12 protein-coding genes are annotated in these 14578 nt (G+C 50.5%); all 12 read right to left on the bottom strand.

The features are described from left to right. Positions 1–105: 105 nt before the first annotated feature. The 12 genes from EP073_RS10275 to EP073_RS10330 are packed head-to-tail and all read right to left on the bottom strand — an operon-like array spanning position 106 to position 14577. Entirely contained in the window at positions 106–1689 is a 1584-nt protein-coding gene (locus tag EP073_RS10275; protein WP_128467061.1) for an ABC transporter ATP-binding protein, read from the bottom strand. Continuing rightward, entirely contained in the window at positions 1686–2717 is a 1032-nt protein-coding gene (locus EP073_RS10280) for an ABC transporter permease (protein WP_128467062.1), read from the bottom strand. Before EP073_RS10280 ends, EP073_RS10275 begins: the two co-directional genes overlap by 4 nt. Before the next feature lie 2 nt (positions 2718–2719). Further along, positions 2720–3826, bottom strand: coding sequence for a microcin C ABC transporter permease YejB (locus EP073_RS10285; protein ID WP_128467063.1), 1107 nt, complete (start codon positions 3824–3826; stop codon positions 2720–2722). A gap of 3 nt (positions 3827–3829) precedes the next feature. Continuing rightward, positions 3830–5644 carry an extracellular solute-binding protein gene (locus EP073_RS10290; RefSeq protein ID WP_128467064.1) on the bottom strand — a complete coding sequence of 605 codons (1815 nt, stop codon included), beginning with the start codon at positions 5642–5644 and terminating at the stop codon, positions 3830–3832. Continuing rightward, entirely contained in the window at positions 5637–8471 is a 2835-nt protein-coding gene (locus tag EP073_RS10295) for a M16 family metallopeptidase (protein ID WP_128467065.1), read from the bottom strand. Before EP073_RS10295 ends, EP073_RS10290 begins: the two co-directional genes overlap by 8 nt. After that, positions 8452–9609 (bottom strand): tetratricopeptide repeat protein, encoded by a 1158-nt coding sequence (locus EP073_RS10300; protein ID WP_128467066.1) that lies wholly within the window; start codon positions 9607–9609, stop codon positions 8452–8454. The genes EP073_RS10295 and EP073_RS10300 overlap by 20 nt, the downstream gene beginning before the upstream one ends. Next, positions 9609–10286: an energy transducer TonB gene (locus EP073_RS10305; RefSeq protein ID WP_164885338.1), complete on the bottom strand. Its 678-nt coding sequence runs from the start codon at positions 10284–10286 to the stop codon at positions 9609–9611. Before EP073_RS10305 ends, EP073_RS10300 begins: the two co-directional genes overlap by 1 nt. Beyond that, complete coding sequence (locus tag EP073_RS10310) at positions 10283–10690, bottom strand: ExbD/TolR family protein (protein ID WP_128467068.1); 408 nt, start codon at positions 10688–10690, stop codon at positions 10283–10285. The genes EP073_RS10305 and EP073_RS10310 overlap by 4 nt, the downstream gene beginning before the upstream one ends. Then, a complete protein-coding gene (locus tag EP073_RS10315; RefSeq protein ID WP_128467069.1) occupies positions 10678–11223 on the bottom strand; it encodes a MotA/TolQ/ExbB proton channel family protein in 546 nt (181 codons plus the stop codon). The genes EP073_RS10310 and EP073_RS10315 overlap by 13 nt, the downstream gene beginning before the upstream one ends. After that, positions 11220–12578: a MotA/TolQ/ExbB proton channel family protein gene (locus EP073_RS10320; RefSeq protein WP_128467070.1), complete on the bottom strand. Its 1359-nt coding sequence runs from the start codon at positions 12576–12578 to the stop codon at positions 11220–11222. Before EP073_RS10320 ends, EP073_RS10315 begins: the two co-directional genes overlap by 4 nt. Further along, positions 12575–13324 carry a DUF3450 domain-containing protein gene (locus tag EP073_RS10325; RefSeq protein ID WP_128467071.1) on the bottom strand — a complete coding sequence of 250 codons (750 nt, stop codon included), beginning with the start codon at positions 13322–13324 and terminating at the stop codon, positions 12575–12577. The genes EP073_RS10320 and EP073_RS10325 overlap by 4 nt, the downstream gene beginning before the upstream one ends. Next, complete coding sequence (locus tag EP073_RS10330; RefSeq protein WP_128467072.1) at positions 13321–14577, bottom strand: DUF4857 domain-containing protein; 1257 nt, start codon at positions 14575–14577, stop codon at positions 13321–13323. Before EP073_RS10330 ends, EP073_RS10325 begins: the two co-directional genes overlap by 4 nt. Position 14578: the final 1 nt, after the last annotated feature.

Raw genomic sequence — 14578 nt, forward strand, 5'->3', positions numbered from 1 at the left:
TTTTCAGAAAGGGACGGATTTTTATCCTTTAAAATCAATATATTCATGGTGTGTAAAGCTTGTAAAGAAAATAAAACATTGTTATTAATAAAAATTGTCGTCTGTTTATATGAAGGCGGCTCCAATCAGCGACTTTGTGTAACCGCTCTCAGGGGATGACAGTACAGTCTCGGTGGTGCCTTCCTCCACCTTTTCGCCGTCCTTCATCACAATCACTTCGTGACAAAGCGAACGGACAAGATGCAGATCATGGCTGATGAAAATGTATGACATATTATAGGTTTTCTGCAAACCTGCGAGAAGCTCCGTAACCTGAAACTGAACACTCCGATCTAGGGATGATGTGGGTTCATCGAATATCACAAGCTTCGGGCGGAGGATGATGGCTCTTGCTATTGCTATCCTCTGGCGCTGACCACCGGAAAATTCGTGGGGGTAGCGGTTCATCACGTCAAAAGGAAGTCCCACATCCTCAAGGGCTTTTCGGGCGGCAAGCTCAATTTTGCCCTTGTCCTTCTCTCCGTGAGCAGCCAGCCCTTCGGCAACTATCATCTCCACGGTCATTCTAGGATTGAGACTGCCGAACGGATCCTGAAACACAGCCTGAATATGCCGTCTTCTGCTCCTCAGCTTTTCCGGCATGAGGGATGAAAACTCCTCATCCATGAACATCACACTGCCTTCAGAGGGTATGAGACGGAGGATCGCCTTCATCACCGAAGTCTTGCCGGAACCGGATTCACCGACTATTCCGAGACTGTGCCCTTCTCTCACCTCAAAGGAGACGGACTTAACCGCTTTAATATCATTTTTTTTGCCGAATTTCGCCCGTCCGTTGTAAGTTACAGACAGATCCGAAGCGCTCAGAACAACATCCCCGCCCTCAGGCGGTTCCTGAATCCTGACATGCCCTCTGCCCACCAGCTCCGCCGTGTACAAGTGCTCGGGACTGCTGAAAATCTTCTCAGTGTGCCCCTCTTCCATCACAAGCCCGTCCTTCACCACGACGACTCTGTCGGCGTATGCTCTCACCACACCAAGATCATGGGTAATCAGAAGAACAGACATATTGAGCTTAGCCTTAAGCTCAGCCAGAAGATCCAGAATCTGTTTCTGCACAGTGACATCAAGCGCCGTAGTGGGTTCGTCCGCTATCAGCAGCTTCGGGCTGGAGGCAAGGGCAGCGGCTATCATTATCCTCTGGCGTTCCCCGCCGGAGAAGCAGTGGGGGAAATCACCCAGACGCTTTTCCGGATTTTTGATACCTACCAGACGCAGAAGTTCCAGAGCACGGGCGGAGGCATTCGTTCCGCTCATTCTCTCCACTGCCGTGAGGCGTTCTGTTATCTGTTTTTCTATATTGTGCAGCGGGTTGAGGGAAGCCATCGGCTCCTGAAAAATATAGCCGATCTCCCCGCCCCTGATCCTGCGCAGGGTGTTTTCATCAGCAGAAGTCAGCTCAAGTCCGCAGAAGCTTATGCTTCCGCCCTCAACTACAGCTCCGGCATGCCTCATCAGTCCCGTTATGCTGTGAGCGCAGACCGATTTCCCTGAGCCTGATTCACCCACCACCGCCAGAGTCTCGCCCTGACGGACGTCAAAAGAGAAATCTCTCACTGCCTCAACTCTGCCTGCCTCCGTATCGAAGGTTATTTTAAGGTTCTTTATTTCAAGGAGCTTTTCCGTCATTTTCTGTTACCTGTATATCGGGGATCGAGTGCGTCTCTCATCCCTTCGCCTATAAAAACCAGCAGACTGAGCATAAGTGAAACCGTTACAAACGCCGAAACACCCAGCCACGGCGCATGAAGATTTGACTTGCCCGCCGCCAGAAGCTCGCCGATTGAGGGGGAACCGGGGGGCATGCCGAAACCGAGAAAGTCCAGCGAGGTAAGAACGCCTATCGAACCGCTGAGTATAAACGGCAGAAATGTCATAGCCGCAACCAGTGCGTTGGGCAGTATGTGGCGGAACATTATCACAGAATCACTCACACCGAGAACACGTGCCGCCTGAACATACTCAAGCCCCCGCCCCTTGAGAAACTCCGCCCGCACAACACCCACCAGCCCCATCCAGCCGAATACCGCCATAATAAGCAGAAGCCACCAGAAACCCGGACGGATCATGCTGCTTGCTATAATCAGCAGATACAGCATAGGGATACCCGACCATATCTCCATGAACCTCTGCCCCCATAAGTCAGCCCTGCCTCCGTAATAGCCCTGCAACGCGCCGACTGAAACGCCTATCACCGATGTGACAAGGGTGAGCATGAAGCCGAACAGCACAGAAAGCCTGAACCCGTAAAGCAGCCTCGCGAAAACATCCCTGCCCTGATCATCAAGTCCGAGCGGATTGGCAAGGGACGGCGGCGTGGGCGGCGGCGTGTCCGTTTCATAGTTTATGGTGTCGTAGCTGTAGCGTACCGGAGTCCAGACAGCCCAGCCCTTCTCCTCTATGGAGTCCAGCATGAACGGATCCTTGTAGTCCGCCTCGGTATCGAAAAATCCGCCGAACTCGCTCTCAGTATATGTGAACAGAACGGGGAAATACAGTCTGCCGTCATAGGACATGACAAGGGGCTTGTCATTGGCGATTATCTCAGCGCATAAGCTCAGCGCAAACAGCGCCGTGAATATAAGAAGGGAATACCAAGCCCGCCTGTTCTCACGGAAGCGTTTCAGCCTTCTTCGGGTCAGTGGTGAAATTTTCATCCCTACCCTCTTTCCGCAGCTTTGAAGGAGATGCGCGGGTCAACCAGAGTGTAAGTTATGTCGCTGATTATACCGAGAACAAGCCCCATGAGAGTGAATATGTAAAGCGTTGAAAACATCACCGGATAGTCCCTGCTCATCGCCGCCTCAAACCCCATCAGCCCTAGTCCGTCCAGTGAGAAGATAACCTCAATGAGCAGAGAGCCTGTAAAGAGCATTGATATGAAAGCTGCGGGAAAGCCGGATATGACTATAAGCATTGAGTTGCGGAACACATGCCCGTAAAGTATGCGCTTTTCCGTTATACCCTTTGCTCTGGCAGTTGTGACGTACTGCTTATTTATCTCATCCAGAAACGAGTTTTTTGTCAGCATGGTAAGGGATGCAAACCCGCCTATCAGCATGGAAACAACGGGAAGACACATATGCCACAGATAATCAAGAACCTTTTCCCACAGGCTCATGCCCGCGAACCCGTCGGACACAAGCCCTCTCAGCGGGAACCACGCAAAGTAGTTGCCCCCTGCAAAGAAGATGATCAGCAGCACCGCAAACAGAAAAACAGGGATCGCACTCCCCATTATAACGAAAAACGAGCTCCACACATCAAACCTGCTGCCGTGGCGGACAGCCTTTCCGATGCCCAAGGGTATGCTTATGAGATATACGAGGATCGTTGTCCAGACCCCCAAGGAGATGGAAACGGGGAGCTTTTCCTTAATCAGCTCAATGACGCTTTTGTCACGGAAGAAGCTGTCACCGAAATCTAGCATTGCGAAGTTTTTCAGCATCAGCAGATAGCGCTCATGTATGGGCTTGTCGAAGCCGTAGAGCTTTTTAAGCTCCTCAATGAGCTCCGGCGATATGCCGCCGCCCCTGAACATCTCCGCAGGGGAAGCATCCTCACTGAGTCCGCCTCCGCCGGAACCGCCGTCATCCTCCTGCCGCAGAGCGCGCTGCTCCGCAGTGACCTCTTCTCCGGTCATGCGGGCTATCATGGTCTCCATCGGTCCGCCCGGAGCCATCTGCACAAGGAAAAAATTTATGGTGACGATCCCCAGCAGAGTGGGGATCACGAGAACCAGTCTCTTCAGAATATACGGAAGCATCACTTACCTTTTGATCAGGCTGTCGATCTTTTTCTCTTTCCCGGGCTCTATCCACCATGAACCGAAACCGAAGCTGTATTCGGGCATTTTCGCCGGCTTGCCGAACTTATCCCAGTAGGCTATGCGGTATCTGTCCGAGTAGCCCGCCGGAATAAAATACCATCCGTTCAGGAGCACCCTGTCCAGCGCTTTGGAGTATGTCACAAGGCTTTTTCTGTCGGGAGCGTTTATTATCATGTTCACAAGCCTGTCCACAGCGGGATCCTTTATGCGGGCATAATTCCTGCTGCCTGCCTCGTCCGCCGCCTCGGAGTGCCACATATTCCTCTGTTCGTTCCCCGGCGATTCAGACTGCCTGACCGTGGTGTAGATCATCATATAGTCCTTGGAGCGCACCTTGTCCACAAACTGGGTGGAGTCCAGATACCTTATGTAAAAGTCTATCCCGATGCGTTCAAGGGCTTTTTTAAAGGTCATAAGCTCTTTCTCAATGGTTTTGGAAGATGTGGATATTTCAAGATAAAGCGACCTGCCGTCTTTACCGGTCATCTTTCCGTTTACTATGCGGTAGCCCGCCTGCTCAAAGAGCTGCACTGCGGTTTTCAGGTTTTCTCTGTTGTTTCCGCTGCCGTCCGTGGAGGGGAGCTTAAACGGCGTTTTCATAAGCCCGTCTCCGGCATCCGGCTTAACCTGTTTTATTAAAGCGGCAACCGCAGCCGGAGGCACAGATCCGCAGGCAAGCTCGGAGTTTGAGAAGTAGCTGTCGTGTCTTTTGTCCTGATCAAAGTATATGTTTTTATTTATCCAGTCGTAATCGTAAGCATAATTCAGCGCCTTGCGCACAAGAACACTGTCGAGAGGCTTAACAGCTGTGTTAAACACTATCCCTTTCATCCCTTGGGGATTTTTGTGAGGAATCTCTTCCTTTCTGATCAGCCCCATATCAAAGTATTTCCCTGTGTAGCCCCTGTACCAACGCCTGCCGGAGCTTTCGGCTGTGAAGTCGAAGTGCCCTGCCTTGAAGGCCTCAAATGCAACAGTCTGATCCCTGAAATACTCAAAAACTATTGCGTCAAAGTTGTTCTGTCCTGCATTGACAGGAAGTTTTTCGCCCCAGTAGTCCTTTATCCGCTCAAAGGTAACCCGTTTGCCGATCTCGTATGAGGCTATCCTGTAAGCTCCGCTGACAGGTGGAATATCAAGGGATGATTTGGAAAGGTCTCTCGTCTGCCAGAAATGCTTGGGGATTATGGAAAGCTGACCGGCTATGAGCGGCAGCTCACGGCTTGTCTCACCCTTTTTGAAATGGAACTTCACACTGTGCCTGCCTACGGCTTCAGCCTTTGTAATCAGGTTGTAGTAGTTGCTGTAAAATGGGCTGGCTTCCGTTATCTTCTCAAAGCTGAAAACCACATCCTCGGCAGTGAGCGGCGTTCCGTCACTCCATCTCGCCTCGGGGCGGAGATTGAACACCACCCACGAGTAATCATCAGGATACTCCATAGTCTCGGCTATGAGCCCGTAATAGCTCACCGCCTCATCAGAAGATGAGGTCAGCAGGCTGTCATAGAGATAGCCTGTCGCCTTAATGGCAAGCCCCTTCGGAGCAAAGGGGTTAAAGCTGTCGAAGGTGCCGTACATCGCCCTGCGCAGGGTGCCCCCCTTCGGTGCGTTCGGGTTCACATAGTCAAAATGCCTGAAATCAGCGCCGTATTTCAGCTCACCCGTGAGGGAAAAACCGTGATTCTTCGTAATCCCCGCCTCCGCCTGTGAAAAAAACAGGCAGAGGGCGCATATCAGAAGCAGAAGTTTATTCAACTTTCGCCTCCGGATTGTACGAAGCGACAAAGATTCTCATATCATTCATGTATTCGACTGCAAAGCTATTGATGTCCTTAAGGTTCAGCCCGTTTATAATCTCTTTGGTTTCCGCAACGGAGAGAACCGGCTCGCCCCTGATGAAATCGAATACTATATTGTTCACCCAGAAGCGGTTCTCTTCACCTGCGGAGTCATACTGAACGCTCTGCTGGCTTTTTGCCGTTTCCAGCTCCTTCTCTGTTATGCCGTTTTCTGCTATATCTTTAATAGTTTTGATAACTTCCTTGATTATATCGTCTCTGCGGGCAGGGTCGCACGTGAACGATACTCTGCCGGAGAAGACAGTCTCGGGATAATCCGAATAGCTTATCGAGGCGCTGACGGAGTATACTCCGCCCATGTCCTCACGGATGTTCTCACGCATTCTCTGGTTCAGCACACGTCTTATTACCGATACATAGTGCTTTCCGTTTGCGGTGTATTCCACATCCTTGTCAAAGCGGATCATCACCGTGGATCTGTTCTCCACATCGCCGAAGCCTTCCGCCGATGCGAAGCTTTCCTTCAGCCTCAGTCCTCTGTCCACAGCCTCAGCCTTTTCCTTCACGGCGGGCAGTCCGCCAAGGTATTTACGCCCTAACTCAGCCGTTTTCTCCCTGTCCACATCGCCGGAGATAACGAATATGAAGTTGTTTATTCCGCTGAAGTAATCGTTATAAAGCTTCATAAGCTTATCAGGGGTGATATTCGGCAGATCCGCTTCCAGCAGATAGCCGCGTCGGTATTTGTCGTTGAACATCTTTTCCGCCACATCACGGAAGAAGACCGTTTTCTTATCCTTCTCGGCGCTCTCCAGAGCATTGGTGGTGGATTTCATCAGCGCCTCAAAGGTGTTTTTATCAATGTCGGGAGCGGTTATGTATTTGTATATAAGCTGGAACATGGTCTCCATGTCCTCGCTGTCGCCGCCGCCGCCGAAGTCAAACGAATTGCCTGTAACCCCGGGTGATGCCATAACCCTTTTCCCCGCAAGAAAAGTCTGGAGCTCACGCCTGCTGATCCCCTGAAAGCCGCTTGATATGAGTGCTCTCTGCATGAAATCGGCGTAAAGAATTTCCTCGTCACCCATCACGGAGAACCCGCCGGGCTTCTTCGCTGTGAGCATGAAGCGGTTTTTGTCCACCGGATTGTATTTAATGAAAAGACGCACGCCGTTGCCGTAGGTAATCAGCTCCCCGTCAACGTTCGCATAGCTTTCCTTGGATTTTACAACCCCGCCTTCCGGCTCCTTATCGATTATTCTATCCAGTATGCCGCCCGCAGCCTGAGCGCTCACTTCCGAGCCTTCCGCCTCGGACTGAATTTTCAGGAACTTTTCATCGGTGAGGGATATTTTATCAGCGTCTCTTTCGGGCATGGTTATGATCACCATGCGGCTGCCGCTCTCAAGAAGCCTGTTGAAAGCCCTGTTGTAGCTTGTGATATTTGTTTCATCGAATATGCGGTTCAGCAGAACCTTGTCCTGTGTAAATTCTGTGAGATGCCCGCCGAATGTGTCATACTCCGCTATCATTCCGGCGTATTTGTCGGACGGAAACTTATAGTCGGGGCTGGCGGCACGCTCAACATATGTTTTCTGCGATGTGATAAACTCTTTCAGCTCATCCATATTAAAGCCGTAGCGCTTAACACGCTCAATCTCGGTGAGCATTTCCTTTATGTCCGCCTCAATGCTTTCAGGTCTTGTGGTGATGGAAAACCTTGTGAGGGCAAGACTGTCCGTCATAGTCGACTTGCCGCCGCGGAATGCGAGCAGGTCACTTTTCTTTTCAAGTATCTTAGAAGCTACACGCTTGTTCAGCATGCTCATGGCGCCGCTTTCAAGCACGTTCTGCTTAAGGTGCTCATAGGTTTCCACCCTGCCTTCTTCGCTGAAAAGATTATATGAGAGTGAAACTGAGGTTGCCTCGGGATCGGTGATAGTCCGCATTCTCAGCCCGTCCTGAAACGGAACGGATGTGTCCGCCTTTTGCGGTGTTTTTCTGCCTTCAATTGATGAAAAGTTTATTTTTATGAGTTCTTCCGCCTTCACGGGGTCTATATTGCCCACAACAATAACGGACATGTTCTCAGGGGTGTACCATTTATCGTAATAGCCTTTGAGAAGAGCCTTATCAGCGGATGCCACAACCTCCATGAGCCCTATGGGGTCACGCAGAGGGTAAAGCGAGCCTTCCAGAAGATATTCCCTCGCCATGTTGCGTATGCGGCTGCGCACATCGTTGCGCATGCGCCACTCTTCGGTGATTACACCCTTTTCACTCTCTATCTCCTTTTCATCAAAGGTAATGCCGTCTGCCCAGTCCCGCATTATGAGAAAAGAGTCCTTGATAAGCTCTTCCTTATCCGCGGGAACGCTGAGCTGATAGTGGGTGTTTTCGGATGAAGTGTAGGCGTTTGAGTGCTGACCGAAGGTGAGTCCCAGCTCCTCCATGAATTTTATCAGGTCGTTCCCCTGATAGTTCCTTGTGCCGTTGAACGCCATATGCTCCACAAAGTGGGCTATGCCCCGCTCAGCCTCGGTTTCGTTGAGAGAACCCGTTCTCACGTTCAGACGCAGTTCCACTTTGTCCTGCGGAAGATCGTTTTGCCTTATATAATACTGAAGACCGTTTTCAAGCTTTCCGTAAATAATCCTGTCGCTGAACGGAAGCTTTTCAGGCGAATTAGCCTCAGCCGCCGTGTTCAGCGAACAGCCGCCCGCTATCGCAATAATTAAAGCCGTTATAAGTAAGCGGGCATTTTTAACTGTTTTTATCATCATTTTCCTCCAGATATTCAAGAAGCTTCATGGCACGCCTGCCGTATTCGCTGTTTTTTCCTGTCATTTTCAGAAAACGGCGGGCATTTGCCTTGTCCCCCGCTTTATAGTAAGAGAGACCTGCCATATAAGAGCCGTAAGACCTGTTTCCCTCTTTCTCGGTTGATTTGACAAAGGTCTCGGCAGCTCTTCCGTAATCCTTTTTCATGAAGTAAGTCACAGCTTTTGAACTGAGCGCTTTATCAGTGCAGCCTGCGGCAACAGCCTTGTCGAAGATGCTTATGGAGTTTTCAAATTTACCGGCTTTCCTCGCCACATTTCCGGCAAAGACCATATCACGGCAGTCAAGACGCACCTCGTTCATAGCGGCTGTGAAAAACTCCGCCGCTTCATCATAGACCTTAGCCCGGGCAAGAAGTTTTGCGGCGGTGATTTTATCAGCCCCGCCGATATTGCCGGTTCTGGCATATGTTCTCATGGCGGAGACGCCTTCCTTGATTTTTCCGTCCTCAAGGGCGAACGCGGCGTAGTATTTCCACCAGTCGGGATTCTGCGAAACGTCGATCCTGCCTTTGAGCATGGAGTAGAAGGAGTCCTTTCTGTCTGCGCGGAATGTCGCCGCGAGAACCGCCTTGGCATCCGAATCATCCAAACTTTTGAACTCAGCGGGAGTAATGACGGAAGCTGCCCTGCCCCACTGCTGTTCATCGAAATAAACTGAGAAAAGTATCTTTTTCTCCTGCATATTCAGCCCGCCAAGGGAGGAAAGCTTGTTCAGAAGCTGCTCCGCCTTTCGGTAATCTTTGTTTTCATAGGCGAGCAGAGCTGCGTTTTCCCACATCTGCCTGTTGTCTCCGTAAAATACGGCGCTGTCCTCAAACTCTCTCATAGCGCACTTTTTATCCTGCTTTTTCAGGCATATGTTGCCCATGAGCATGCTGTGCAGACCGTGGGACGCTTCGGGAAACTGTTTCCTGTATTCCCTGATAGCATCCTCTGCCTTGACTGTCTCACCCTTTTCATAAAATGAGTGAGCCTTGGTATAAGCCGTGCGGGCCTCTGTCGTGAGTCCCTTTTCGGCATCCGCGGCAAAAGCGCTGACGGACGCCGCAGTCATGAGGAGTATAAAAAGCTTTTTCATCAGTATTTTTCCAGCGTAAATTTTACAATTACTATCATGCGCACATTAACCGTTTCGCCCCCTTTGACAGCGGGGGTAAACTTCCATTTCCTTACGGCGGCAAGCGCCGAACTCTCAAAGACATTAGGCGGATCAGACTTAACAGCCTGCGGATTGACCACATTTCCGTTTCTGTCCAGAGTGAAGCTGACTGTTACGCTGCCTTCTATGCGGTTGTTAACAGCGTATCTGGGGTAATCGGGTTTGACGTTGACTGTCTGCCTCGGTCTGTTGTCCAGATCACTGAGACTATAAACCGCATCCGACGGAGCCGACACAGGCTGCGCCGGAGCGCTTATGCTCGGCAGAGCCGCAGGCTGAACCTTCACCTCGGACACCTGTATGCTTATGCCTGTGTCCCCCGCATCAACATCAGCCTCTATGGGCATATCCTGCATAAGCGGCTGTTGAGTGGGAACACGCTCGGTTTCCGGTTCCTTCGGCAGCTCATGCTTCTCCTGCTGTATATTTTCTGCGGCTTTCTCACTCATCATCACACGGAACGCATCGCCTCTGTCTGATGTGTCGAAGCTGTGCTCACGGTTCATTGTGATGAACACCGAAAATACCAGCAGCGTCATCACAAACGCCAGAGCCCACTTAAGAGCGTTTATTCCGAAGGAGGAAAGCCTGCTCACTGTCCGCCCTTCGCCGCCAGACTCACGTGATTCACACCCGCAAGGCGGCATTGATCCATGATTTCCACAACCGTTTCAACCCGGGCGTTCTTATCGGCTATCACAACCGCAGCCGCCTTCGGGTTGTCTGAAAGCATAACGGACACCCTGCCCCTTACGCTTCTTATATCGACTTCCTGATTATCCATGAAAATGCGCCCGTCACCGGTTACGGCTATGAGCACGGAGGAATCCTCCTTCTTCTGCGCCGTGGCTGCGACCGGTTTTTCCACCTCTATACCTGTTTCCTTCACAAAGCTTGTGGTAACAATGAAGAAGATCAGAAGCAGAAAGATCAGGTCGATCATAGGCGTCATATCAATTGAAGATGAATTGCCTGAGGAACGTCTGGCTATACGCTGCATGACTGCCCTCCGATGTATGTTATTTTTTCTGCATTGATTTTGTTGATCAGCCTTATCTTCATCCGCTGGAGAAAAGGCATGGCAACAAGCCCGGGTATAGCCGCCACAAGCCCCCACATAGTGGTTGAGAGTGCGCTTGATATGCCGTTTGCTATCATGCCGGGTTCGCCTGTCCCGCTCTCAGCCATTACGCTGAAAGCTATGAGCATACCCCACACAGTTCCCAGAAGCCCAAGCATCGGCGCAGCCGCAGTGCCTATCCTGATTCCCGACAGCCTGTGCTCCAGAAGCCTGATGTACTTGCCAAGATAAGGGGCAAGCTGTTTTTCATTCTCATAAACAATGTGCAGCGCACTGAGCTCAGAGCGCACCTTCTCCGTGATGCGGGAAACGCTGCTACCCTTAGCGGGCAGCAGCAGCCAGCCGTAAAAGAACAGCCTGTCGATAATGCAGAACCATATGTATATGTTCAAAAAGAAGATTATCATCTGAACAGTATTATCGGTAACTACCTTATATATTTCGCCTATCATTTTTCGGTTCCCGCTGAGTTGAACACCTTCATCCCTGCCTCCTGAAGCCTGTCCAGAAGAATCTCCGCACGTCTTGCGAAAAAGGTGTGAACAAGCATGACGGGAATAGTCACAATAAGACCGAACATAGTCGTTATCAGCGCTTCGGATATACCGCCCGCCATCAGCCTCGGGTCGCCGGAGCCGTAAAGGGTGATCACGTGGAATGTGCTTATCATCCCCGTAACTGTACCGAGAAGACCAAGCATCGGCGCAACAGCAGCGCATGTGGAAAGATGTGAGAGGTTTCTCTCAATAACCGGCACTTCCTTAAGAAGAGCCTCGTTGAGTATGTTTTCCCTCGCCTGCAAAGTGCATGAGCGGTAAGGTATTATCGCCATGCAAACCCTGCCCATCGGGGAGGTCTTTATGCTTTCGGCGTTTTTGAGAGCCTCATCCGTCTTGCCGGCTTCAAGCTTTGAGGCTATCCCGTCAACAGCGTCCAAACCGCCCAAACCTTTGAAATAGAGGCTGTACGCTCTCTCCAGAGCAAGGAGGAACGCAAACACCGCAACAAGAATAATGGGGATTATCAGAAGCCCGCCTTTTTTAAGCTGGGAAAGGAGCGTGATTTTGTTCTCCCACTGCTTGAAAACGGCGCCGCCCGAGAAGTCCAGAGACATATCGTCAGATTCCCCTTTGAAATATTTTTCCACCAGCCCGCGCTCCTTTGAGGGTACGCCGGCAACTTTCTGCAAGCCGCCTTCAAGGCTTCTGGCAAGGTAGCCGTGCTCGTTTCCGTCTTTATAAACATCAGCGAAGGTGCCGATAGAGAGCACCTGAACATTTTTCTGAGTTCCGTCAGTATCTGTCACAGACATATCACGCAGACTCACCCTTGAGGCATAACCGATGAAGTCCAGATAGCTCCCAGCGAGAAAGCTGAGCTTGGCGAGAGGCTCCTCTCCTTTTTTAAAGAAGTCGCCGCCGCCGGGAATAGCATAAGACGGGTATTCCTGAGCCATCACAAAGAAATCCTGCATGGCGGCTTCCACCGCCGCCTCAATCTGTGTGAAGCTGCTGTTTTCCCTGCTGAGGGCTTCCCTGTTCTCATTTATAGCCTTTATGTAGCCTTCGCTCTCCCTGCGGAGCGAATCAGCCTCGGCATCAAGTGCGGCGAGCTGTCTTTCCAGCGCCGTCACTTCACTTTTCATTTTACTGCGGTCGTTCCTTAAAGCCTGAAGTTCCTTCTCTATTGTTTTTGAAACAGTTTCGGATTCCTGCACAAGGTCTTTGTAAATCACTCTCAAATCTTTTGCGAATACGGCTGCGGGGATAATCAGCACAGCCGCCATTATAACTGCGAGTCTTTTCATTGTACTTCTATCCTCCCCACGGGAAGAGTCACCAGAGCGGGCATCCTTTTTCTGTTAACCAGCTCACCGGCTATGATAACCTCTTCCGAATACTTTGAATCTAGCTTTTCAAACTGCTTTGAGGACGGATTGAAGAATGCGGCAGTGGTTCCGTCCGGCGTGGTGAAGAAGCCGGCGAGCCCTCCTGCCCTCAGCACATAGCCGTTAAGCTGCTCACCGTTTACAGTCACGCTCATGCTGCGTATTTCAGCGTATCTTGACATGTCAGCCTCAACCTTGTAAGCCTCCATGACCCTGCGCACCTTCTCCGCGGGGAGAACATCAGGTGCGGCGACAAAAGCGACAAGGCTTTCTATGCGTTCGCTCCTTTCCTGAACCGCCGCCTCATCACCGGAAGATATTTCGGAGCCGAGCTTTTCAAGCAGGTATGAAAGGGCTGTTTCCAGACCTGTTTTCAGCTTCTGCCCTTCGGCTATTCTGCTTCTGCTCCTGTCCGCCTCGGTTTTAAGCTCCGCAGCGGATGATTTGAGACTTTTCAGATAAGCCTCCTTCTCCGCCACGGCTCTTTTCAGATGTATATACTGCTGCTCCAGATTAATTTTTTCTTCCTGCCATTTCTCGTTTTCCGAGTAAAAGCCGCTTTTCTTGTCATGGATATTCTTCTGCAAATCCAGAATCTTATCCGCTTCCGCAGCATAAGCGCTTCCGGCAAGCATCACACACAATGCGACAAGAATTTTGTTCATATTTTATTCCTCCCGAATCCGTCCAAGAGTACCAGAGCGAAAACAGCGTATATTCCGCCGGCGAGCACAAGCGCCGTGTCATAGGGCAGTGTGCGGTTTCTTCTTCCGCTGAAAATCATCAGAGCAGCGTAAAAAACAGCGAGCACAGCCGAAAAAATGAACGCCGCAGGCAGTTTTTCGCTGAACTCGATATTAAGGCTGCTGCCGTACCTGTCAGGATTTTTTGTATTTATCTCAAAGGGGAAAACTGAGTCATAAACCGCTCTGAACACTCCCCTGAGCCTTCTTTCATACGGATAAAACGCCTTCTTTTCCAAATTGTAGTTTTTATCCGCTACATAGACATTTTCCCCGAACTCGTCAGAGATTTTAACCATCATATTGAGCGGGTCTTTTATATATCTGAAGGTCTGCTCAAGGGGTCTGTAGTTTTCCACGGGAAGCTTTTTCAGTTCGTAGCCTTCCTTCATGATGTGGTATACGCCGCCCCCAGTGGTTAACAGAAAACCGTAGTAAGGCAGAACCATATCTTCTTTGACTGCGATATACAGGATTCCGTCTTCGGGCTTTATTCCCGTTTTTTTCACGGAAGGCTGCCCTTTTACCTGCATCAGGTGGAACATTTCGCCTGCTCCGTCCTGAACGAAGTAGCCGAAATCGTAAGGCTTTTTCGTAGTCGGATTTCCGGCTATCATCTTAGGCGGAAAAACAAATCCCTCTTTTCTTAAAGCTTCTGTGAAGAGAACGCTTTTTTCCTCGTCCACGGCGTTTTTCACCCCGTTTATGAATTCCATGCGGGAATTTATGCGGAAAAGCTCCGAAGGCATCTCGACCTTTGTGAAATCGCTGTCGGATTCAAACAGCGGATAAAGTTTTATCCTTACCTTCTCGCCATCTATCCAATAGGAGTGAATATTCACGAAATCCCTGTTGCTTGCAGCCTGCTCGACTGAAACATACTCGCCGCCCACTATGTCGGGATACATGCCCCATTTCTGAAGATCCCTGTACTGTATGAAGGGAATAAGCCTTGTGTATTCCTTCGCGCTGTACTCGTTGCCTGCGCCGTCATAATATTTTCTGGAGCCGGATCTGTCCTCAAGGCTGTAGACAATATCCTCAATGACTTTGCTGTAGAAGATCGCCGGTCTTTCCGCCCTTTTGCCGAAAACAGTGGAATACAGATAAGGGATCAGGCTGCTGAAGGAAATAACCGCCGCTATGAGCAGCAGGTATCTGGAAATATATTTCATA

Source organism: Geovibrio thiophilus (genome assembly GCF_004087915.1).
Lineage (GTDB): Bacteria > Chrysiogenota > Deferribacteres > Deferribacterales > Geovibrionaceae > Geovibrio > Geovibrio thiophilus.